17 protein-coding genes are annotated in these 22,274 nt (G+C 54.1%); 12 read left to right on the forward strand and 5 right to left on the reverse strand.

Annotation, left to right across the window (positions count from 1 at the left end; translation table 11 throughout):
* Window positions 1-18: 18 nt before the first annotated feature.
* Complete coding sequence (locus C7434_RS05120) at window positions 19-684, reverse strand: haloacid dehalogenase type II (RefSeq protein WP_033741258.1); 666 nt, start codon at window positions 682-684, stop codon at window positions 19-21.
* A 267-nt stretch (window positions 685-951) separates the two neighbouring features.
* Between C7434_RS05120 and C7434_RS05125 the strand changes: the two genes are divergently transcribed.
* Window positions 952-1,434: a cold shock domain-containing protein gene (locus tag C7434_RS05125; RefSeq protein WP_033741260.1), complete on the forward strand. Its 483-nt coding sequence runs from the start codon at window positions 952-954 to the stop codon at window positions 1,432-1,434.
* Window positions 1,435-1,659: 225 nt separating this feature from the next.
* Window positions 1,660-2,199: a DUF2058 domain-containing protein gene (locus C7434_RS05130; protein WP_033741262.1), complete on the forward strand. Its 540-nt coding sequence runs from the start codon at window positions 1,660-1,662 to the stop codon at window positions 2,197-2,199.
* 78 nt (window positions 2,200-2,277) lie between these two features.
* On the opposite strand, the gene C7434_RS05135 is transcribed toward C7434_RS05130, so the two are convergent.
* Together C7434_RS05135 and C7434_RS22310 are read right to left on the reverse strand one after the other, a co-directional pair.
* Complete coding sequence (locus C7434_RS05135; RefSeq protein WP_033741264.1) at window positions 2,278-2,964, reverse strand: RluA family pseudouridine synthase; 687 nt, start codon at window positions 2,962-2,964, stop codon at window positions 2,278-2,280.
* A gap of 118 nt (window positions 2,965-3,082) precedes the next feature.
* Window positions 3,083-3,214 carry a hypothetical protein gene (locus tag C7434_RS22310; RefSeq protein ID WP_269751328.1) on the reverse strand — a complete coding sequence of 44 codons (132 nt, stop codon included), beginning with the start codon at window positions 3,212-3,214 and terminating at the stop codon, window positions 3,083-3,085.
* Window positions 3,215-3,501: 287 nt separating this feature from the next.
* Between C7434_RS22310 and C7434_RS05140 the strand changes: the two genes are divergently transcribed.
* The 3 genes from C7434_RS05140 to C7434_RS05150 all read left to right on the forward strand — a co-directional run bounded on the left by C7434_RS05140 (window position 3,502) and on the right by C7434_RS05150 (window position 6,555).
* Window positions 3,502-4,176: a hypothetical protein gene (locus C7434_RS05140; protein WP_226374510.1), complete on the forward strand. Its 675-nt coding sequence runs from the start codon at window positions 3,502-3,504 to the stop codon at window positions 4,174-4,176.
* A gap of 177 nt (window positions 4,177-4,353) precedes the next feature.
* Window positions 4,354-4,977 (forward strand): protein phosphatase CheZ, encoded by a 624-nt coding sequence (locus C7434_RS05145; RefSeq protein ID WP_033741267.1) that lies wholly within the window; start codon window positions 4,354-4,356, stop codon window positions 4,975-4,977.
* A 510-nt stretch (window positions 4,978-5,487) separates the two neighbouring features.
* On the forward strand, window positions 5,488-6,555 hold the full coding sequence (locus C7434_RS05150; protein ID WP_033741268.1) for a mechanosensitive ion channel domain-containing protein: 1,068 nt from the start codon (window positions 5,488-5,490) through the stop codon (window positions 6,553-6,555).
* A gap of 317 nt (window positions 6,556-6,872) precedes the next feature.
* Here C7434_RS05150 and C7434_RS05155 read toward each other — a convergent pair whose 3' ends face one another.
* Window positions 6,873-8,417, reverse strand: coding sequence for a methyl-accepting chemotaxis protein (locus tag C7434_RS05155; protein ID WP_033741269.1), 1,545 nt, complete (start codon window positions 8,415-8,417; stop codon window positions 6,873-6,875).
* Between the two features lie 286 nt (window positions 8,418-8,703).
* On the opposite strand from C7434_RS05155, the gene C7434_RS05160 reads away from it, so the two are divergent.
* The 5 genes from C7434_RS05160 to C7434_RS05180 all read left to right on the forward strand — a co-directional run bounded on the left by C7434_RS05160 (window position 8,704) and on the right by C7434_RS05180 (window position 18,399).
* Window positions 8,704-10,134, forward strand: coding sequence for a cytosine permease (locus C7434_RS05160; RefSeq protein ID WP_033741271.1), 1,431 nt, complete (start codon window positions 8,704-8,706; stop codon window positions 10,132-10,134).
* Between the two features lie 585 nt (window positions 10,135-10,719).
* Window positions 10,720-12,264: a methyl-accepting chemotaxis protein gene (locus C7434_RS05165; protein ID WP_033741273.1), complete on the forward strand. Its 1,545-nt coding sequence runs from the start codon at window positions 10,720-10,722 to the stop codon at window positions 12,262-12,264.
* Window positions 12,265-13,516: 1,252 nt separating this feature from the next.
* Window positions 13,517-15,172, forward strand: coding sequence for a methyl-accepting chemotaxis protein (locus C7434_RS05170; protein WP_033741277.1), 1,656 nt, complete (start codon window positions 13,517-13,519; stop codon window positions 15,170-15,172).
* A 427-nt stretch (window positions 15,173-15,599) separates the two neighbouring features.
* Complete coding sequence (locus tag C7434_RS05175; RefSeq protein WP_033741279.1) at window positions 15,600-16,298, forward strand: hypothetical protein; 699 nt, start codon at window positions 15,600-15,602, stop codon at window positions 16,296-16,298.
* A gap of 844 nt (window positions 16,299-17,142) precedes the next feature.
* Complete coding sequence (locus C7434_RS05180) at window positions 17,143-18,399, forward strand: MFS transporter (protein WP_006119040.1); 1,257 nt, start codon at window positions 17,143-17,145, stop codon at window positions 18,397-18,399.
* A 359-nt stretch (window positions 18,400-18,758) separates the two neighbouring features.
* On the opposite strand, the gene C7434_RS05185 is transcribed toward C7434_RS05180, so the two are convergent.
* A complete protein-coding gene (locus tag C7434_RS05185; RefSeq protein WP_033741281.1) occupies window positions 18,759-19,832 on the reverse strand; it encodes a LacI family DNA-binding transcriptional regulator in 1,074 nt (357 codons plus the stop codon).
* A gap of 196 nt (window positions 19,833-20,028) precedes the next feature.
* On the opposite strand from C7434_RS05185, the gene C7434_RS05190 reads away from it, so the two are divergent.
* Window positions 20,029-21,198 carry a Gfo/Idh/MocA family oxidoreductase gene (locus tag C7434_RS05190; protein WP_054687784.1) on the forward strand — a complete coding sequence of 390 codons (1,170 nt, stop codon included), beginning with the start codon at window positions 20,029-20,031 and terminating at the stop codon, window positions 21,196-21,198.
* Between the two features lie 10 nt (window positions 21,199-21,208).
* Window positions 21,209-22,273, forward strand: a complete 1,065-nt coding sequence (locus C7434_RS05195; RefSeq protein ID WP_033741283.1) for a Gfo/Idh/MocA family oxidoreductase — start codon at window positions 21,209-21,211, stop codon at window positions 22,271-22,273.
* Window position 22,274: the final 1 nt, after the last annotated feature.

Below are 22,274 nucleotides of genomic sequence, written 5' to 3' on the forward strand. Positions count from 1 at the left end.
TCCCTGCCGTTGAAGAGATTACAGGCCCAGCAGGCCGGGAAGCTGGCGGAAGTCGGTCAGGCGGTTCACACCGTAACCGTCAATGGCCGGCTCATGACCGCGATCGATAAACACCCTGGCCATAAAGCCCAGATCGCACGCTGTCATCAGGTCATAACGAAAACTGGATGAGCAGTGCATCATCTGTTCGGGGCCGCAGCCCAGTTGGTCGAACATATACTCAAAAATTCGGGCACGCGGCTTGTAGGCCTGGGCTTCTTCGGCGGTGTACACCGCATGAAAGGGCGCGCCGAGACGGGTAACGCTGTGCGGGATCAGGTCGATCATGGAATTGGATAAAATCACTAACGGAATATGCTGTGCTATCGTCGTCAGCGTCTCAACCACATGCGGATGAGGTTGCCAGCTGGCCACGGCAGCATAAAGCGTCTGCGCATCGCTTTCCCGATAGACGACGCCATGGGCATGACAGGCGCGCTGAAGCGCATTTTCAATCACCTGGTAAAACGGTTTCCAGGCACCCAGCACCTCATCAAGCCGGTAGAAACGAAAATGCGCCAGGAAAGTCGCCATGTGCGCTTCGCTGACCCGATCGGCATAAATGCCCTTTGCCGTCGGGCCCATTTCGAAATTGATTAGCGTGCCATAGCAATCAAAGCTGATAAATTTTGGCCTGAAAATCATTTGCTTAACCTCTTTCATGTGGATGAAAGAAGTATATCGCGCGACGCAAACACATAATTTCTTATTACCGCGACAAAGAAGGGGTTTTTGCTCAATTGCGGCCGCTTTACGGCATCGGGCCGGGTGGTGGGGAAGATCCTCACTGACGGGGCAGGCTGAAACGGCGGGACCGGACGTAATGATGCCCAAAAACGTAGTGCGTACGGGCATTGTGTTTTACACTGCGCGCTGCAAAAATTAAGGTGATAAACGATTAAACAGGCGACAATGGCGATGAACGGTACAATTACTACCTGGTTTCAGGATAAAGGCTTTGGTTTTATTAAAGATGAAAACGGCGATAACCGTTATTTTCATGTCATCAAAGTTGCCAATCCTGACCTGATTAAAAAAGATGCCTCGGTCACGTTCGAACCTACGACGAATAATAAAGGGCTGTCAGCGTTTGCGGTGAAAGTCCTGCCAGAGAGTAAATACATTTATATTGCGGGTGAGCGCATCAAACTTACCGCGATTAAATCTTACGTTGTTTTCAGTGAAGACGTTCCGGCAGATGCAGGGATTGATAAAGAAAACACGGTGCTGTCGGTGGGAATACTGATGAATAATATCCGACCCAAATCAGCGCAAAAGACGAAAGCGATGCGCACCCTGAAAAAACTGGCGATCACGACCTTTCAGGGCGCAACCTTAATCTTCACGGAAGATGAGATTGATATTGACGCTACCGTCAAAATGCTCAAAGTCTGATGCCCGATAACGCCGCAGGCCCGCTGGGACGACGGCCTGGCCGACAAGGCGATGCCCACGGAGCGAGGTCATGCGCCGCCAGCAGCGCCGTTATGACGCACCTGCCACGCGCCGCAGATCCGTACCTGACCTCGCGCTTTCCGTCTGTCTGCCGACGCAAAAAGGCGGGGCGGTAACGCTTCAGGCTCACTTCTACACCCTAATTTCACCGATGCAGAGACGACAATGACAAAACTCACTCTTCAGGAGCAGTTATTAAAAGCGGGACTGGTAACCAGTAAAAAAATGGACAAGGTCCAGAGAACCGCGAAAAAATCACGCGTGCAGGCGCGCGAAGCGCGAGAAGCCGTAGAAGAAAACAAAAAAGCGCAGATCGAGCGGGACAGGCAGCTCAGCGAACAGCATAAACAAGCGGTGCTGGCGAAAGAGTATAAAGCGCAGGTGAAGCAGTTAATTGAAATGAACAGAATCGTCGTGGCAAAAGGTGAGATCGGTTTTAACTTCACGGATAACAACCTGATTAAAAAAATCATGGTCGATAAACCTGTGCAGACCCAACTGATTAACGGTCGCCTGGCCATTGCCCGTCTGATGGCAGAAAACAGCGACGAGCCACACTACGCGATTATTCCGGCCAGCGTCGCGGATAAGATCGCGCAGCGCGATCCCGGCAGCATTGTCTTAAACAGCGCACTCAGTCAGGACGCGCAGGAAGAGGACGATCCCTATGCCGATTTCAAAGTGCCAGACGATTTGATGTGGTAATCCACGCGACATCAGCCGCTTCAGAGCGCCTCCGCCTGGTCGCGGGGGCGCGCAGAATAACCGCGTGGCGTTTTCCCCCTAAAACGGACTGTCATGACGGGCCTGAATCGCTTCTCCGCTGACAGGATGGGTAAAATGCAGCTCGCTGGCATGCAGCATCAGTCTGGGTGGCCGTGCGCTGTGCGGCGGCAGACCGCCATACCACTCACAGCCTAAAATAGGGTGCCCCAGGTGCTGACAGTGAATACGCAACTGGTGAGTGCGACCGGTTTCAGGACGTAACTGCACCCGCGTGACCGGCAGAGACGGCCCGTCATCTGGGACATACGTAAAACGCGCCAACACCTGATAGCGCGAGCGCGCTGGTTTGCCGGTGCGTGCGCAAATCGCCATCAACGGAAACTGCTTCGCAATCGGCGCATCCACTCTTCCCTCATCGTGTTCAACGTGGCCGCAAAGTAGCGCGGTATAAACTTTGCTGACGCTTCGCTGACTGAACTGCGCGCACAGGGCGGCATTGATCGCCTTATTACGGGCAATGACCATCAGCCCGGAGGTGCCGAAATCCAGCCGGTGAACCAGGGTACAACCGGGAAAGCGCGCTGCCAGCCGGAAATGGACCGAGTCCTGATTTTTCGGGTGCCTGCCGGACAGGCTCAGCAGCCCGCTGGGTTTGTTAATCAGCAGCAGGTGCGCGTCCTCATAGAGGATCGCGATCGCCTCATGGCAGGGCGGCGCAATAAAATCGTCGAACAGGGCAGACATCAGGCAGCCTCAAAGGGAAGCGGGCGCGGATAGTAACCCATTTTCCGCCCGTAGGCGAATCACGCCAGGCGCAGGACAAGCCCGCGCACGCTGCGTTAGTTAATGCCGTTCACAGCGGCTAACGGCTGATAGCCAGCACGGTGATCGCTGGCATGCTTACCGGCAGGCCGAACGTCATCAGTTCACTGCGGGGATCTGACCAGATCAGCACGGTCGCGGGCACCGGGCCAGTAAGCTCCGGGCGTGACACGCTGTTCACCGCCTTGTTGCAGGCGGGAACAGACATCACGACAGGGCGCGACAGACCAGGCGCATCCTGCCAGATAACCGGGCCCGCGCCACAACAGGCTGCATTATCTTTCCGTCTTTCCCTGGCGCTGGCAGCGACACAGCCGGTTACGGGGCGTCAAAAAAGGTTAATAAAAAATACCTAAAGGTTTTTCATGAATACCCGTTATAGATAAATGCAGTGTGATCATTATAACTGCATAAAAAATAACGATTTAGGGCGACTGAATAAAGGGAATGGCATTCATGATGAACAAAATTATCGTTACGGGCACGCTGGCTTTACTCTTTCTGACGGGATGTGCGGAGAATAAAAATACGCATTTGATCAAGGCGGAGAACGGCAGTTCACTAACCGTCAACACGATTTTCGCACCTACCGATATGAATAATAATACCTACGCGGATGTTAAACTGCGCCAGGTCACGCCGGCCCGAGCCGGGACAGGAATGGGAATAGCGGTACTGAGTGCCGTGCTGGGGGGCGGCATCAGCACGGGTTCATTTGATAAGAATAACTACAAGGGCAGTGATATTGACAGCATGCCGGAACCCACCGCCGCGTATTTCACGCCCAAAGCCGACGTCAAAATCCAGCAATGGCTGAATAAAAATGGCGGGGGTTATGCTTACACACAACCCTTGTTCATTGCTGCCTCAAAATGGTCGCTGGTGTACACCGATATGTCGTCCGGCAACAGTAACTACGATTTAACGTATCGGGTCCTGTTTTATAAACGTCCGGAAGGCGGCACGATCCTGAGTCCCTATGTGGTTGCGGAATGTGAACCCGCGCATGTCACCGCACCGCTGAATGACTGGACGGCCAACCATTACGCCAAAGTCACGCAGGTGACGCAAAAGATGATGGATGCCTGCCTGCTGGAGCTGGATAATCAACTGCCACGCTTACTGAAAAAATAGTGAGCAGTACGGCCTGTTTTAACCGGCAGGCCGTGCAACAAGCGCCTCAGTCTCCGCTGTAAATCCGCCTCCCAACGTCCTTTATCCGCTGCGCCATAAAGATAATGACCACAGCAATTAATTTTCAGGCCGCGCCTGCCGATAATCTAATCACAACTCTGAACGGAGGGCGTTTCGATGTCTGAACTTAAACTGTCTTTATCTGCGGATGATACGCGCACACTGATCATTCGTGCAGGTTTTATGCTGCGTAATTTACGTAACAGCCTACGTGAACTGGGCTACGATCAAACCCTGTCCGAGGTCGCGGGCGGGATCCCGGATGCCCGCGCGCGTCTGGGCTATGTGGTGACCATGACCGAAAATGCGGCCAGTGAGGTACTGGGCTGCGTGGAGCTGACACAGCCTGCGCAGACAACGCTACAGGATACGGCGGAAAGTCTGCTGGCGCGCTGGAACAGCACGGCTATCACACCGGAAAACGAGGGCGCGGCACGGGCGCTGGCGGAAGAAACGCGCACATGGCTTGGCACAGTGCCGCAGTTAACCGGTTTCACCCGTCAGCAACTTCAGGCGGTGATGATGGCTCAGGGTTTCCAGGACCTGACGGGCCAGATTATCCAGCGCATGACGAAAATGCTGAATGAGCTGGAAGTCCACCTGGTTCAGGTGCTGAGGGATAACGTGCCCGCACAGCCTGTGGCCAAAGTGGCCAGTCCACCGGCTGCTGCACAGCCATCAGAGAGCCCGTCAGCCTCGCAGGATGACGTGGACGATTTGCTCGCCAGCCTGGGACTCTAAGGCTGGACTCGCTCTCTTTAAGACCGATCTCTTCCGGCATACTAAAGGGTTGGCTGCGCCATTCGTCAGGCAGGGGGCGACCTCTCAGCGATACCGCCCACCGGCGCCTTTTCCGCAACACCGACGGCACAGCGGGACAGATTTCTTCTCCCGTTTTGCCAGCCGCACCGCGCATCCTGGCGCGGTACTGTCAACGGCGGCAGTCGCGTATGCCTGCCTGGCCGTCGGCTGTCAGGGCTTGCGCTGACATAAACATCCCCACACAGAACGGCGATCCGCTGCTTCGCGAAAGAATAAAAATGCTATAAATAACAGTTAATTGCATTCGGCTGTCTCGGGCCATATGCATGCTGGCAGGGCTTTTTTACCGACAGGTCAGTCAATTGTTAAAAAATTTCATAAACTAATGTGCGCAATGACTTCATTCGTAGATAACCGGGAACACAACGGTTACTGATTTTAGTGACTTATCCGACAACTCAGGTTGCTGACGGACTATAAGGGGAAATGATGCCATTACTTATTGGGGAGTTATCGGGTGCGCCAACATGGATACCTGCTGTATTGCTCGTCACGCTTTCATTTATCGTGGGCTTTCTGGCCCGGTTTATTTTTCTCAGGTTCATCCGCTTCTGGCAGAACCGGGACCGAAAACTGTTCAAATCACTGGAAAAGCACCTGCGCGGTTCGCTGTTTCTGTTTATCCCCCTGGTGTTGATCAATATCGGCATTAACTACATCGATCTGCGTCCTGAAACCGTGGCGTTTATCACCTCCACCGCCAATATCTTTATCATTTTATCGATTTGTTCCATTTTGATTCGGTTGACCAATGTGGCGCAGGATATGCTTTTCATTCGCTACGATATCAATCTGTCGAACAATCTGCGTGCCCGCAAGATTCGCACGCAGTTAATTTATGTGAAAAAAGTGGCCATCGTGATCCTGGTCTCGCTGAGTCTGTCGATGATTTTGCTCAGCTTTCCCGGCGTGCGTAAATTCGGCACGACCATCCTGGCCGGTGCGGGTGTCGCAGGCATCATCATCGGTTTTGCGCTGCAAAAGTCGCTGGTTAACCTGTTTGCCGGTATTCAGATTGCCTTTACCCAGCCAATCAAAATTGATGACGCTGTTGTGGTGGAAAAAGAGTGGGGCTGGATAGAGGAGATCAATCTGACGTATGTGGTCGTGCGTATCTGGGATCTCCGTCGGCTGGTGCTGCCGATTACCTATTTCACGGAAAACGCCTTCCAGAACTGGACGCGCAACAACGCGCAAATCCTGGGCTCGGTGTTTCTGTATGTGGATTACTCCCTGCCGCTTGAGCCGCTGCGCCAGCATTTCGAGAAAGTGCTCAGTGAAACCAAACTCTGGGATCAGCAAACCCAGGTGCTTCAGGTCACCGACACCTCTGAAAAAACCATGACAATCAGATTATTAATGACGGCACAAAATTCGCCCACCGCCTGGGATTTGCGCTGTTACGTGCGGGAAAAAATGATCGAATTTATTCAGCAGAACTACCCGCAGAGCCTGCCGCATGTCAGGGCAACGCTGACTGAGACGGACTCGCGCTGACGCCAGGGGTTCTCACGTCTGTATTGAGGCAGGAGGCTGGCTCACCCGTGTGGGGCAAACGGTCGTGGGGCAAGGAAAGTGTGGCGTTAAGCCACAGGCGGGCGCGACGTCTGGACTGCATTGACACGCCGGTCTCAGGGACGGTCAGAGGCACCGCTGCGTGCGGGGCGGTGGCGTTCCTGGCGCACAGCGTGATTGAGCAAGATAACTGCCGCTGTCGACAGTCCGCCAGGGACAGGCTTTGTCGTGACGACGCCCACCTGTTCCTGGCGGTTTGTGCCGAATTTATTGCTCTCTGGCGGCGGTTGCCGCCTTTTTTACACCTGGAATGCCGCGACCATGCCGCGCAGCGCATGCGCCTGTTCCGACAGTGAGCGTGACGCCGAAGACGATTCTTCAACCAGTGCGGCATTGTTCTGCGTCACGCCATCCATCTGGCTCACTGCGATACTAACCTGCGAAATGCCCTGCATCTGCTCGGAGGAGGCCAGAGAGATATTATCCATGGCGTCAGCCAGTTCGCCGACCATTCCAACGATTTTCAGGATGCTCTGCCCGGTTGAGGAGGCAACCGTCACGCCGCTTTCCACCTGTTCAACGGCCTGTTCTATCAGCGTTTTAATGTCACGTGCTGCCGTAGCGCTGCGCTGGGCCAGCGTGCGCACTTCGCCCGCAACCACGGCGAAACCGCGTCCTTCCTCGCCGGCACGGGCCGCCTCAACAGCCGCGTTCAGGGCCAGGATGTTGGTCTGAAAGGCAATGCTTTCGATCACGGCAGTGATGTCGCGCACTTTAGTGGCGCTGACCGAAATGTCATGCATGGTGTGCGTCATGCGCTGCACGTCAGATTCGCCCGTGCGGGCAAGCTGTGCGGTTTCACGTGCCGAATCGGCCGTCTGCTGTGCACCGGCCGTATTGCTTTTCACCGTGGCCGTCAGCTGCTCCATGCTGGCAGCCGTCTCCTGCAAAGCCGCCGCCTGCTGTTCGGTACGTGAGGACAGTTCGGTATTGCCCTGCGCGATTTCATCGGCAGCCAGCGCAACGGAGGCCGAAGCCTCTTTAATCTGGGAAACCAGTGCACGTAGCCTGGCTTGCATGACGTCAAGGGAGGCCAGCAGGCTGGTGGTGTCCTTGCGGCGCAGTGACACGGTGGCGGTCAGATCGCCGGCTGCGATGGAGGCGGCCAGCGCCTGCGCCTGTGCCGGTTCACCGCCCAGTTGGCGCATCAGCACGCTGATAGTGACCGCACAGGCACCGACCGCGACAATCACAGAAGCGGTGGCCAGTAGCATCAGAATCAGCGAGGCGCGGGCAGTAGAATGGCTGTTTTGTTGCACAGCAGCCTGGCTGTTTTTCTCCTGAATCTCTGTCATATCGCGCAGAGCATTCAGTAACTTAGTCTGAACAGGACGCACGTCCTTTAACAGATAGTCCGTGGTTTCTTTATCAAGATTGGCCAGCCCGAGCCTGGTTGCCTGATCCAGGGCGGCAAACGTTGGTCCTTCGCTGTCGGTAATTCTTTTGAAAGCCTCACGACCCGCCGGCGTAGAGTCGGTTGCCAGGATAGCGCCGAGCGCCTGACGGTTAGCAATAAAGAGCGCTTTCTGTTTCTGAATCCGCGTGACTTCAGGCTGCATCGCCTGGGTGTCGCTGAGCAGCGCGATATTCCTGACGGCAATGCCCATATCTCTGACTTCACCGTACATGGATTGCGCTAACTGATACTTTTTCATCTTGATGTTGACGGTATCGTCCATGCCTTCACGGGCATGATGCAGGGCCTGTTGGGCGATCCCGGTGCACAGGATGAACAAAAGAATAAGCAGGCCAAAACCTGCAATAAGGCGTGTGGATATTTTCATTATTGTCTCATTATGTAGGTTAAATTTGCTGTGTTTGCGTTCGTAGCAAAAAGGACATTACTTTTTACGGCTACGTTTAAATCGTATCAGAAATAGGCAGTTTTGCTTTTTCGTGCGCACATTTTGCCGAACAGGCCTCATCACATTTTCCAATGACGCATGGCCTTGTCACTTCAGCGTGAGCATGACACTATCCTTGCCTGTCTATACATGTACTGTCACCCTGCGTTGGCGTCCGCCGGACGTAAACAGCAACGCACCCCATACACTGCCCAGTGAGGAAATGATGCCAGCCGAAACATCTGCAGCAGGTTATTCAGGCGTTGAGAAACCGCGCCTCTCTGAAAGCCGTTCCATTGATTACATCCCACTGCGGGAGCGACATGGTCATCCTTTTAGCCAGTTCACACTGTGGTTTGGCGGAAATCTGCAAATCACCGCGATAGTTACGGGTGCGCTGGCGGTGGTGTTGGGGGGCGATGTGGTCTGGTCACTGGTGGGATTACTGGTCGGACAGATCCTGGGCGCAGGCATTATGTCATTACATGCGGTTCAGGGGCCGCGCCTGGGTTTACCGCAAATGATCACCAGCCGCATGCAGTTCGGCGTCTATGGGGCAGTCATTCCGCTGCTGCTGGTATGCATGATGTACGTCGGTTTTTCGGCCAGCGGTACCGTGCTGGCCGGCCAGGCGCTGGCTAAGCTGGTGCATGTCAGCCATGCGACGGGCATGATCCTGTTTAGCGCGATAATCATCGTCATTGCGGTGCTGGGTTACCGGGTGATCCATCAGCTTGGCAAACTGGCCAGCCTTGTTGGTGTACTGGCTTTTGCTTATCTGTTTATCACATTGGTGGTAACGCATGACTTAACGCCTGTCTGGCAGAATCAGCACTTCACGCTGGCTCATTTCCTGTTGGCGGTGTCGCTCTCCTCCTCATGGCAGATCGCATTTTGCCCTTATGTCTCCGACTATTCGCGCTATTTGCCTGCGAATGTCTCCGCGAAAACGTTGTTCTGGTCAGTGTTTTTCGGCACCGTAACGGGGACGCAGGCGTCCATGACGCTGGGTGTGATTGTCGCGGCGCTGGCCGGAAAGGCGTTTGCGGGCAATGAGGTTGGCTATATTGTCAGCCTGGGCAGTACGCCCACGATGGCGATGGTGATCTATTTCGCTATCTGCTTCGGCAAAATCACGTTCACCACCCTGAACGCTTACGGCAGTTTTATGGCACTGACCACTATTGTCTCGGGTTTCCGCCAGCAATCCGCAATGGGGCGGGGTGCACGCATTCTGTTTGTGGTCCTGATGGTCAGTGTGGCCTGTGTGATTGCCTTGCTGAGTGAACCCGCTTTTCTGAAAGCGTTCACCCATTTTCTGCTGTTTTTACTGGCGTTTTTCGTGCCATGGAGCGCGATTAGCCTGATCGATTTTTATGTGATCACCCAGGGCAAAGTGGATATTCCTGCGCTGTCACAGCCAGACGGACGTTATGGCCGCTGGAACAGGGTGGGGATTACCGTTTATGTCCTGGGTGTGCTGGTACAACTGCCGTTTATCGACAATCCACTTCACCATGGTTCACTCACCTGGCTGTTTGCCGGTAACGATGTGTCGTGGTGTATTGGCTGGTGTATCACGGCACTGCTGTGGTGGATGGCCCGCCGCTGGGATCGCCGGGGCACACCCGTCCATTCAGTCTCCCCGGCAGAATAGCCGTTGCCATGCTTTCTGGCGGCAGGTAAGACGGGTTAACGGGGGAATGGAAAAGCGTTTTACGGCATCTTCCCCGTCTGAACAACGGACAACATCGCGTCACAGGCATTTCCGAAAGGGACCCGATGAATCATCCTGACCGTGTCGATGCTCATCGCAAACCGGGCACAGAACCGCCTCCGCCCGTACAGAATTCATGAGGTCACGTCTGGCCTTCGGGCGTTGCCGTCAACGTAACACACTGCTGTTCACAGAAGCGGGAGATCGCATTCGAACAGCATGATCCCCCTGTGTCGGGAGATGTCTGATACGCCGCGTTTTATCGTGACATGTTTACTAACAATATTCTGAAAAATAAGTTTTCGCCCTCCCGGCCGCGCTATGCGCGACTTTGCCGTATTGGCTTTGCTTTCTGTCCCCTCTGTCCCACCCGAATTCCATTTTGTCATCTATATAGATTTCCCTGTCAGCCGTTACTGACAGGTGAAGGAAACACACATTTTCATTTGCAGAGATCTTTCCGGCAAATGTATTCAGCAAAACCGGACTACACACAGCAGTAGCAACATTATCGGGGAAAACACCATGAAAATTGCCACACGTCTCGCTGCAGGCTTCAGCCTGCTCATCCTGCTTTTTGTGCTCTGCACAGGCATTGCGCTCCACGCACTCTGGCAGGCACGGGACGACATGGATAATGCCGTCAACAATAAAATGTATCGGTACAATCTGATCCAGGATATGCGCAGTGCTGCCCGGGATATGTCCGTTGCGGTAAGAAATATTGCCTTACTGAGCGATGCAAAAGAGAAGCAAACCGAGTGGGAGCGGGTGCAGAACCAGAAAGTGAACTACCTGGCGAAACGCGAAAAACTGGTGAGCAGCATGTCGCAGAATGTATCAGCCGAAGGGAAAAATGCCCTGGAGAACCTGCTCGCTAAAGATGACCAGGCGCTGAACCTGATCACCATGGCAGGCCAGAAGGCGATGCAAAGCGACCAGGCGGCCACAATTGATTACCTGCTGAAAACGGTACGGCCGGTACAGCGGAAAATGCTGGATGCACTGGATCGGCTTTCTGAAATTCAGATGGAGGTGAGTCAAAAAACGGTTTCTGATGCCAGAGAGTCAGCGTCACGTACGGCCAGTCTGATGGCGATAATGGTCTTTTTGTCTGTGGTTGTTGCTGTGATGGCCTGCGTTATCATTATCCGTACGCTGATGCGCCAGCTGGGCGGCGAACCGGCGCAGGCACAGGCGCTGGCAGCATCGATTGCGTCCGGAAATTTAACGTCACCTGTCACACTTCGTCGCAACGACACGACCAGCCTGCTGGCTTCCCTTCATGTCATGCAGGCCAACCTGCGCAACATGGTCGCGAATATCCGGGATACGTCGAACGCTGTCGCGTTAGCCGCCGATGAAATTTCTAAGGGGAATGCCGAGCTTTCTTCCCGCACCGAACAGCAGGCGGCAGCTTTACAGGAAACGGCCGCCAGCATGGAGCAGCTGACGGCCACGGTGAAAAGCAACACCAGCGGCGCACGGCAGACCGCCGAATCTGCCCGCGAAACCGCCCGTCTTGCCCGAGGCGGCGAAGAGGATGTGCAGCGGATGGTCGATACCATGCAGGACATATCCATGAGCGCAACGAAAGTGCGTGATATTACGACCGTCATTGAAGGCATCGCTTTCCAGACCAATATTCTGGCGCTCAATGCTGCGGTTGAAGCGGCACGCGCAGGCGAAGAGGGCCGGGGATTTGCGGTAGTGGCCGGTGAAGTCAGAACGCTTGCGCAGCGCAGCGCTACGGCTGCGCGCGATATCAAACTGCTGATTGAAGAGGCGGTAGGTCAGGTAGAAAACGGCACCACGGTGGCGTCTACGACCGGACAGAGCATTGTCAACATTGTGGGGAGGGTAAACGAGCTGGCTGAGGCTATGGATAATATTTCTCTGGCTTCCTCTGAGCAAATGCAGGGCATTTCGCAGGTCAGCATCGCGGTGAGCCAGATGGATGGCGTAACGCAGAACAATGCAGCCCTGGTCGAGGAGTCATCCTCTGCCTCCCATTCGTTGTCAGAACAGGCGCATGCGCTGCGTAACATGGTGGAGGCATTTCAGGTCTGACAGATCACCGCCCTCCGGGCCATCCGGGCGGTGCAGTAACCGGATGAACCCTGTTATCTGACGCAACGTCATGAATGTTGAGGGGGATATCCTCACTGTCTCAGCTGACAGCGAGTCATTATCAGCATGACACGGGTGACTAACAGGATGCGCCTGGCTGCGAAAATCAACGCCCGGTGAGGCGCAGCCCCTGTCAGGGCTTTCTGATGCGCGCAGACCGGCTGATGGCAAAAGCCGCCTGTGAGACACTTTTCTGTTAACGTAAATATGTCCCGCGCCTGCGTCGTAAAAAATAACCTCATGTTCACGATGCCGTTTAAAAAAGCAGACAGCAGCAAAGCGTTTATATGGCTGCAATGACACAGCATTGCAGAAAAGAGAAAAATGATATAAGGCTATTAAAATAGTGTGGCGCTTAATTGAGTTTTGCGAAAAAATAACATCTGATTACATCTCTTATGGTATTCCCTACAGTAATAATGCGGCGCTCAACTACACTTCCTGCGCTGCGCTATACAGTGTCGGCCTAAAGGTGGCAGTTTATTGATTGGTGTTAGCCCGGCATGCCGGGCTTTTTTTATGGCTACAAGTAATGAGTTATCGCTTAAGGATAAATTAAAAATAGGGTTTTATGCGTTGCCGGTTCATCACTGTACAGGCATTCAGCGTGGCTGATGACGTAAAATGTCCCCGTATTGAAAACGACAGGATAACGGTTTAATGGCACGTGTCGCCAAGCGATTTTGCCATAATTTTTGTTTTAACAGTATTTTTATGGCGTTTTCGTGTAGTGAGGCTGGCTGTCGCATCAGAAAGCAGCAGGACGCCGCTCTGCAATGTGAGGACGCGATGCAGGATTCCCCCCCTTACAGAACAGCGCTCCCGCGTAAAGAAAAAATATTTAAATATGTCATTTAAAATACTGTTTTAATTTTCTTGATGGTTTTTCCCTTTTAACAGGAAAAATGAATGATAAAGGCGGAGGCTTAACGTCAGGCACAGAAAAAGGGGTGTTATTACCTTTTAAATGCGCGGCATTAAATTTTTAGAAAACAGCGTTGCAAAAATAACTGAGGCCTTTCAGTGAGTTGTTTTTTCAGGAGGGAGGCATGTATAAATGGCGTGTAAACAGAGCGGGAACTCCGTTTGATTATTTTTTTATGGCGCCGATATTTTATTTGACTGTCTGTATGTCGCCTCTTTTCTGAATCATATCAGACGTATTTCTTTTCTCTTTTACCAGGTAAAAACAATGACTATAACTCAGCGTCTTTTATTCACGTTTTCGCTGCTTTCCGCAGCGCTGGTCGCTATGGTTGTCGTATCTGTCAGCGTGTCGCAAGGGTTTCAGACCCGCTTCAAATACGTTAACGAAAATACGGTCCCGTCAATCACCGGTATTTCAAAGATGATTGAAGGCAGTAATGCCGTCATCATCGCCCTTTATCATCATCAGAGCGTGACTGACCTGGCCAGGCAGGCTGTCATCGAAAAAGAAGTCAACGACACAATCAAACATATTCGTGCGCTTAATCAGCACTACCTTGCAGAGGACACGTCCAACGAGCAAGACAGGCAAATGACGGAAAAGGCGTTTACGATGATTAATAAAATAGAACGCGACCTGCCAGCCTTTCTGGCCGCCTCACGTGCTCAGAATGATGCTGTGTCTCTGGGAATGTTGCAGGGGACAACAGGGATTGGCGCCGAAGCCCGACAGCTCATTGCGAATTATCAGCAGCAACTTCAGCTCAATACCGATCTCGCCAATGCGCTCAGCAGAGAAAACGACAGAACCTATCACCATACACTGTTAACCCTGATCACCGGCTCAGCCGCCGCTATTTTGCTGCTGGGGTTTTTTACCGTTAAGACAATTTTAGCCATTCGCCGCCAGCTGAATGCCATGCGCCTGACGATGGAGCAGGCCAGCGAAAACCTCGATCTCACTCTCAAAGCAGATGATACACGCTCTGATGAAATCGGCCTGACGGCAAAAGCGTTTAATCATCTGATTCAGACTGTGTCGCTGTCACTGAACGCTGTGGAAAGTGCCGCGCAGTCTGTCAGTACAGCGTCATCGCAAATGTCAGCGGGTAACGAGGATTTATCGGCAAGGACTGAAGAGCAGGCGGCATCACTTGAGCAAACGGCTGCCAGTATGTCAGAGCTGAGTGAAACGGTGCGTCAGACGGCAGAAAATACCCGACTGGCCAGCCAGTTAGCGAAAAATGCGCGCGAAATTTCAGAAGACAGCGCCGATCGGGTAAAAACAATGCTGACGACGATGGGCGATATACGCGAAAGCTCGGCCAAAATTACCGACATTATTTCTCTCATTGAGGGGATTGCCTTTCAGACCAATATCCTTGCCCTGAATGCGGCGGTCGAAGCCGCACGGGCAGGTGAGCAGGGCCGTGGTTTTGCGGTCGTGGCTGGCGAGGTGCGCAACCTGGCGCAGCGTTCGTCATCATCAGCCCGCGAGATTAAAGCGCTGATTGAATCGTCAATGGGCTTTGTGGAAGCCGGTGCGGTACAGGCTGAAGGGGTGGGTACAAATATGCACAAAATGAACGATGCCGTCCGGCAGGTTACCGATTTGGTCGATGAAATCTCTGTCGCCGCCCAGGAACAGTCTCAGGGAATTAGCCAGGTCCATCTGGCCGTCAATCAAATGGATGATGTGACGCAGCAAAATGCGGCCCTGGTGGAAGAAGCATCCTCTGCGTCGCGTTCATTAATGGAACAGGCCTCAGCATTAAACCGCCTGGTTGCCACGTTTGTTATCCAGCGTGCAGGACCTGACGCGCTTAAGGAAGTGAAAAGCGCGATAGCTCCGCCCGCCATGACGCGCCCTGTCAGCAATATTGTTCCCGCTGCAGCGGAGACCAACTGGCAGAGTTTTTGAAAATCAACACAAACGCCTGTGCTGCTGAAAACGGGCGCAGGCTCTGAACGGGCAGGGGTCACCACAGATTCTCCGTGGTGACCTTGCGGTTCTTACAGAACGTGACCCTTGCAAAAAAACCACCTGCCGGAGTAAGTTGAAATCCGCCTGACGTGTCACGTCACCGAGGCACGCCACGACCGGGCGTGCGATGACAGAAACACGCAGGCTGTTCGCCGCTTCAGGCGGGAAACCCGGAAGGCAGAGCTCAATTCGTCATGCAGAAACCCAACCCTGAAGATTTGGCAGAGGCGTAAAGTAAAGGTGCAGGCAGGCGCGATGGGTCAGGCGCTTCACCGCACGGAATGGCGGGCGAAGGGTCGCGCGCGTGCGCTTCCTGAAGAAGCCCTTTCAATGACGAACCTTAATTCTATACAGTCAGGTCACTATGAAACCATCACTGAGCAGATATGCGTTGGCCGTCTTTGCGAGTGCGGCTTTTCTCTTCCCGTCCCTGTCGGCTGTCGCCAGCCCGGTTCCGGCTGGCAACGTCCAGTCCGTGCCGCCGCAGGATGCGCCCTGTTGCGGCGCGCTCACGCCCAACGCGCAAAAGATTCTTGCCGTGCTTGACCATGCGGACGTGGAGCATTTATGGCTGAATCATCATCACGTCAACTGGGAAACGGGCAAGCCTGACAGACCGGATAACTATTCTGGTCCCGGTAATCATACGCACTGCAGCGCGTTTGCGGCGGCGGTAGGCGCACGCCTGGGCGTCTATATGCTCAGGCCGCCTCAGCACAGCCAGATTTTCCTGGCGAGCGCACAAACGCGCTGGTTTGACAGTAGTGAAGGGCGTCAGTCAGGCTGGATCAGGGTCAGCGATGCGTGGCACGCTCAGCAGCTGGCGAATAAAGGCATGCTGGTGGTGGTCGCCTATGAAAGCCCCGATCAGCACAGACCGGGTCATATCGCTGTTGTCAGGCCGTCACGTATCTCGCTGGCAAGATTACGCGCTGACGGTCCGGATATCACCCAGGCAGGCAGCCGAAATATGACGATCGGTCACGCCGCTGACGCCTTTTCAGGCCATCGGGGCGCCTGGCCTGATGGGGTTAAATTCTTTGCGCATGCACTACCGCAATAAGGGTATTCGGGGCGCGCTTAGCGCCTTGTTATCACCAGCCTGAGGGGTGCCATATTATGCTAAACAGGGCCCGTTCTTTCCGGTCTGAAAACACAAGCACGTGGTGAAACAGCCAGCCTGTAGCGCTGTTCGCTTCATGCAACCTGTTAAAGCTTTCTGCTGGCAGCAACACCTGGTGCGGGCAAACCTGTCTCCATTTCCTCTGAAACCGACCCGCTGTATGACGACCTGTAAGCCGTTCCCTGTTATCTGGTATAACCGGCCTTATCACCTGAACGACGGCGATCCCGACTTCTTCCCGGAGCACATAATCCCTGCTATTCACAATCGAGTGGGTCTTTGTCGGGTAACCACTGACAAGACAGTGTCTGATTTCAGGCAGCGTCCGGGCCTGCATGATGTACGGATAAAAAAACGGCTATCTCTGCGCGGCGTCCCTTTTAGTAAGGAAACAGTTAAAAACCGCTGCGTTAGGAGAAAAAATGGCCGCCTTACATTGATGGGATGGCGAACTTTAAAGAGTGGGTAAAACCCATCCTGCGCATTCAGGCTGACGTGAGAATCAGGCGTAATTTTCCAACGATGCGCAATATCGCCTTGTTTCTCGCCTGCGCCCCTGGCGGTCTTGGTGTTTGTTTCAGTATTAACGCCTGACGTTATAAATCATTAACAGGCTTTTCATTACATTATCCTGTGGCGAGGGTTGAATACGTCATAAGCCTGTGAATCAAAGAGTTAGCGTGATTTTATATTGCATCGTGTGAGGAATACTTATATTACTAATTGACAAGCCGTGCGCTTCTCTGACGCTTCAGTGTGCAACAGACCCATCATAAGGTGACGTATGACAACAAAGCCCGCCGCTGAAATCAGGGTAGAGCCCGGTGTATTTAAGACGTTAAAAACCTTTCCGGCGACAGTTCACGCGCTGCTCATTTTTACCCTGATTATTCGGTTCAGCTATTTTATGGCCTGGCCATTTATCGCAATGATCATGACACAGAACTACCACATGTCGCCTGTTGCCATCGGTTGCGCGATGACCAGTAGTGCGCTGGTATCCGTGGGGCTGGGCATGTATGGCGGCCAGATTTCGGACAGGTTAGGACGACGGATTATTCTGCTGATGGGCTGTGGATTTTCGGCAGTCGGCTATATCCTTCTGGCGCAGGCGACGGGAGTCGGTCTGTTTATTACCGGCCTGATGATTATCGGCGTTTGCTTTGCGTGGGTCGATCCGCCTTTGCGTGCGTTAATGAGTGATTTACTGGGCGATCGTCGCCGCCGCGCACTGGCTTTGCAAGTGCGCTACTACCTGGTCAACGTCGCTGCGGTGTTGGGCCCCCTGGTGGGCATTGCTTTTGGCCTGACGTCTCAGAAAGGCACATTTCTGATAACCGGCCTGAGCTATTTCCCTTTTTTTATCTACGTGCTCCTGTTTATCCCGGCGGGTAAACCGGTGAACACGCCGCCGGCCGACAAGGTTTCCGCTGTTAGACTTCACCAGGTTATGGGAATTATTATCAGAGATAAAATTTTTGTGGCCGGGCTTTTGTGCAGCACATTGTGCAGTATCGTTTTTATTCATTTTGAAGCGGTACTGCCCCAGTACCTTCTGTTACTGAACAGCGACGCGGCTGTAAAGCTGGTGACGTTAATACTGGTCACGAATGCCTCGACCGTGCTGGTATTTCAAACCTTTCTGGTCCGCATTATGGCGAGGATGCATTTACCTCAGCGAATTCTGTTGGGTGCAGTGATTTTCTTTTTCTCACAGCTGTGTTTTTTCTCCCTGCGAACAGCGGATAGTTGGCTTTGGCTGTCTGTCACCGTGTTGTTTAGTGCAGGCGAAGCGATTCTGATGCCGAACCTGAATATTTTACTCGACCAGTTGGCACCCGCAGAACATCGAGGTGCCTACCTGGGCGCCTCAACATTGTCAACGCTCGGTATTGCTGCCGGGCCGCTACTGGGTGGTGTGATGCTGGCCATGACCGGGCCGGGCGTATTTATAAGCACGGCCATGCTGAGCCTCCTGCTCTGCGCCATTATTTATGTCAACAGGCAACGTATGCTGGCACGTTTGCAGGCGAAATCGTGAAGGCACCTGTATAGCGCAAACGGGAGGCGGTCACGGCAACTGACATGCGCAGCAACGAACCAGAAGATCGGGTCAGGCGTGATAACTGTCCGGCGGGGAGGTCAGGATGCCGAACCGGCAAGAGCGTCGGCAGGGCAGGTCTACGATGCAAACCGGTTTACAAAGCACGATGAGGTGAAGAGGGAAGCCTGTATTCAGCTATGTGGGCAGGAAAGGCAGGCTGTTTTGCACAGTTTGCCTTGTGGGCTCGGTGAGAATTCACGCCTATTGTGCCCGTGTCAGCCGGCTAATCACAAATGCTAGCGTTGAGCGGGGCCTGCAACAGATGACTTGCCTGCTGCAAACCCGCATCCCTCTGTTCAGGCCGGTGTCTGATCGTCCCGTATTTCCTCCCGCGCCGCATGGCGAGTGGCATTGGCGACCGTGCCGTGGTCGATCAGTTTTGCCTGCAACAGCAGATTATACACGGGCGCATGGGGCCGGTTCAGACGGTTCTGCAGAAGCTGGATGGCTTCGTAGCCCAGCTCCCGACACGGGACGGCAAAGCCTGTCACCGGCCTGCCAGCCGCGCCCGCCAGCTGACTTGCCAGATCGGTCGTCATCAGTGAGATATCTTCGGGAATACGCAAGGAACGTGCCGCCAGCACAGTCTGAACGCCGGTAATAATCCCTTTGCCCACCGGCACTATCACATCGGGCCACTCCTCACGCGGATGTTCGTCCAGCCAGCCATTCAGGGCGGCTTCGGTTTCATGCTCAGAATAGGCTTCAACCACAATCAGGTCCTTCTGCGCGCTAAAGGGCAGGTGAAAATGGCGGTACGCGTCTTTAATTCCCTCCAGCCGCAGAAACAGCGTTTCACGGCGCAGACAGGTGACGGTCAAAACCCGGCGGTGCCCTTGCTCAAACAGGTGCTGCATGGCGCTGAACCCAATCGCATGGTGATCGGGGGAGACCGCATCCAGTTTCATGTCTTTATCGCGGGAATTTATCAGGACGCAGGGTTTATTCAGCGAGGCTGCCAGGCTGAATATCGCCTGATCGTCGGTGCCGATGATGATGATCGCATCGTTGCTTTTTGCGCCCGCCTTCTCCAGAAACAGTTTCACATCGGCACGCTGTTCCTCCAGTGGGCAGTAACTGATGTGCACATCATGGCTGGCACAGGCTTCGGCAATCCCGCGCGTCACTTCCAGATAGAAGTGATCGCCGCGCGGCGCAAAGGTCCGGGCGGGCGCAAAGACCACCAGACCGTTAATTAACAGGCGGCTGCTGACCATGTCGTGCAACACACCCAGTTGACGTGCACAGCGCACAATCGCATTACGGGCTTTTTCACTGGTATAAGCCTTGCCGCTCAGTACGCGCGAAACGGTACTGACAGAGTACCCGGTTTTTGCCGAAATTTCGTCCATCCTGAGCTTGCCCGCCATAGTGTGATCCCCGTCCCAATCAATTTTTGCAATTTTTTGCAGCCGTAGTGGCTTGATAGTAATGCGGTTTTACATGCTGTTCACAAACTACCTTGCCGCTCTGCGAACATTCTCACAAAAACAGTTTGTCCCACGACAGCCGCTTTTCTATGTTCCTCGCAAAGACGACAGCGACGGTCAAAGACGGAGAAGTGGCATGTTAAAAATTGCGATAGTAGGTATGGGTAATATTGCCAATTTACATATTCAGGCGTTTTTGCAGTTTCCCGAACGCGGCAAAATTGTGGCGGTAGTGGATGTGTACCCGGACAAAGCCCGCGATAAATTGCAGCGTTACGGCCTGAAGGATGTACGCGTGTACAGCGATCATCTCGCCATGCTGGCGGATGGCGCAGATATCGATGTGGTGGATGTCTGCACGCCGCCTTATGTGCATGCCGAGAATACGATAGCGGCGCTACAGGCAGGCAAACATGTGCTGTGCGAGAAGCCGATGGCGGCATCGCTTGAAGAGTGCGATGCCATGATCGCGGCGCAAAAGGCCAGCGGCAAAGTGCTCTCCGTGGTGGCGCAGAACCGCTTTACCGATGCCTTCTGGCGGTTAAAAGCGGCCGTGGATTCCGGCCTGGCAGGAAAGATTTGTCACGCCCAGGTTGATTCATTGTGGTGGCGCGGTCATGCCTACTACGACCTGTGGTGGCGCGGGACGTGGGAAAAAGAAGGTGGGGGCTGCACGCTCAATCATGCTGTGCACCACATCGATGCGCTGCAATGGATGCTCGGCGCACCGACGGACGTGGTCGCCATGATGAGCAATGTCGCCCATGACAATGCGGAGGTCGAAGATCTCAGTGCCGCTATTTTCCGTTACCCGAACGGCACGCTGGCACAGCTGACGGCCTCGGTGGTGCATCACGGTGAAGATCAAAAAATCATTTTACAGGGCGAGAAAGCGCGGCTCTCTGCGCCCTGGCAACCCGTTGCTTATCAGGCGGCGGAAAACGGCTTTCCGGAACAGGATCATCACATCGCGCTGGAAAACGAACTGGACCAGCTGTATGCGCAGATCCCGTCCTTGACATGGACACTGCATGCCGGTCAGGTGGATGACTTTTTCTCGGCCATTGAGCAGCAGCGTGCGCCGCTGGTAGACGGTGAGCAGGGCAAGCAATCCCTGGCGTTAATCACCGCCATCTACAAGTCGGCTATAACCCATACCACCGTCACGCTGCCGATTGCCAGCAACGACACCTTCTACCGTACCGGTGGCCTGATTGCCAGCGCACCGCACTTTTATGAAAAACAGGCCTCCGTGGAAAATTTCGCGGATGAGGATGCGATCCCGTTAGGCAAAAACTTTGCGTGAGGACAACACCATGAATCAAAAGGATGGCATGAACTACGCGCCGAAAGGCAAACCCCAGCCGGTTGTAAACCCAGGCGAGTTTATTATCGCTGCCGCCGGGCTGGATCATGGGCATATCTATGCGATGTGCAATGGCCTGACTGAAGCCGGGGCGACGCTGAAATGGGTTTATGACCCGGATGCGACCAAAGTCGACAGGTTCCTGCAACAGTTTCCGCAGGCTCAGGTGGCGGATTCCCTGGACACGATCCTCGCTGACACACAGGTGCGGCTGGTGGCAGGGGCGGCCATTCCCTCGGAACGCTGTGCGCTGGGACTGAAAGTCATGGCGGCCGGGAAAGATTACTTCACCGATAAAGCCCCGCTGACCAGCCTGGAACAGCTGGACGATGCCAAAGCCATGTGCGCCAGAACCGGCCGCAAATATGCGGTTTACTACAGCGAGCGTCTGCACGTTGAGAGCGCGGTTTTCGCGGGACAGTTAGTGGAACAGGGCGCGATTGGTCGGGTGGTGCAAACGCTGGGCACGGGGCCGCATCGCGAAGGAACCGGTCGTCCGGACTGGTTCTATCAACGTCGCTACTTTGGCGGCATTTTGTGCGATATCGGCAGCCACCAGATCGAGCAGTTTCTCTATTACACCGGCAATGGTCAGGCCCGAGTGGTTGCCAGTCAGGTGCGCAATTTTCACCATCCGCACCATCCGCAGTTTGAAGATTTCGGCGAGGCGATGCTGGCAGGGGAAAATGGCGCAACCGGCTATTTTCGCTGTGACTGGTTCACCCCGGAAGGCTTATCGACCTGGGGCGACGGGCGAATGACGCTGCTCGGAACCGACGGTTACATCGAAATTCGCAAGTATACCGATCTCACGCGTGACGAGCAGGATGTGGTTTACCTGGTGAATCAGGACGGTGAGTTTCGCTACAGCGTGGCGGGCACGGTGGGTTTCCCGTTCTTTGGCCAGTTGATCACCGACTGTCTGCATCGCACCGAGCACGCCATGACGCAGGAACATGCGTTTAAAGCGGCTGAACTGTGTATCAAAGCCCAAATGTTAGCTAACGCGGTGTAGT

It is taken from the genome of Pantoea sp. PNA 14-12, assembly GCF_004364735.1.
GTDB classification, from domain to species: domain Bacteria; phylum Pseudomonadota; class Gammaproteobacteria; order Enterobacterales; family Enterobacteriaceae; genus Pantoea; species Pantoea stewartii.

What these genes read in the sequence shown, in the direction of transcription:
- C7434_RS05195 (WP_033741283.1), top strand. Translation starts at nt 21,209, where the DNA reads ATGAATCAAAAGGATGGCATGAACTACGCGCCGAAAGGCAAACCCCAG.
- C7434_RS05155 (WP_033741269.1), bottom strand. Translation starts at nt 8,417, where the DNA reads ATGAAAATATCCACACGCCTTATTGCAGGTTTTGGCCTGCTTATTCTT.
- C7434_RS05160 (WP_033741271.1), top strand. Translation starts at nt 8,704, where the DNA reads ATGCCAGCCGAAACATCTGCAGCAGGTTATTCAGGCGTTGAGAAACCG.
- C7434_RS05180 (WP_006119040.1), top strand. Translation starts at nt 17,143, where the DNA reads ATGACAACAAAGCCCGCCGCTGAAATCAGGGTAGAGCCCGGTGTATTT.
- C7434_RS05130 (WP_033741262.1), top strand. Translation starts at nt 1,660, where the DNA reads ATGACAAAACTCACTCTTCAGGAGCAGTTATTAAAAGCGGGACTGGTA.
- C7434_RS05175 (WP_033741279.1), top strand. Translation starts at nt 15,600, where the DNA reads ATGAAACCATCACTGAGCAGATATGCGTTGGCCGTCTTTGCGAGTGCG.
- C7434_RS05190 (WP_054687784.1), top strand. Translation starts at nt 20,029, where the DNA reads ATGTTAAAAATTGCGATAGTAGGTATGGGTAATATTGCCAATTTACAT.
- C7434_RS05150 (WP_033741268.1), top strand. Translation starts at nt 5,488, where the DNA reads ATGCCATTACTTATTGGGGAGTTATCGGGTGCGCCAACATGGATACCT.
- C7434_RS05145 (WP_033741267.1), top strand. Translation starts at nt 4,354, where the DNA reads ATGTCTGAACTTAAACTGTCTTTATCTGCGGATGATACGCGCACACTG.
- C7434_RS05165 (WP_033741273.1), top strand. Translation starts at nt 10,720, where the DNA reads ATGAAAATTGCCACACGTCTCGCTGCAGGCTTCAGCCTGCTCATCCTG.
- C7434_RS05120 (WP_033741258.1), bottom strand. Translation starts at nt 684, where the DNA reads ATGATTTTCAGGCCAAAATTTATCAGCTTTGATTGCTATGGCACGCTA.
- C7434_RS05170 (WP_033741277.1), top strand. Translation starts at nt 13,517, where the DNA reads ATGACTATAACTCAGCGTCTTTTATTCACGTTTTCGCTGCTTTCCGCA.
- C7434_RS05125 (WP_033741260.1), top strand. Translation starts at nt 952, where the DNA reads ATGGCGATGAACGGTACAATTACTACCTGGTTTCAGGATAAAGGCTTT.
- C7434_RS05185 (WP_033741281.1), bottom strand. Translation starts at nt 19,832, where the DNA reads ATGGCGGGCAAGCTCAGGATGGACGAAATTTCGGCAAAAACCGGGTAC.
- C7434_RS05135 (WP_033741264.1), bottom strand. Translation starts at nt 2,964, where the DNA reads ATGTCTGCCCTGTTCGACGATTTTATTGCGCCGCCCTGCCATGAGGCG.
- C7434_RS05140 (WP_226374510.1), top strand. Translation starts at nt 3,502, where the DNA reads ATGAACAAAATTATCGTTACGGGCACGCTGGCTTTACTCTTTCTGACG.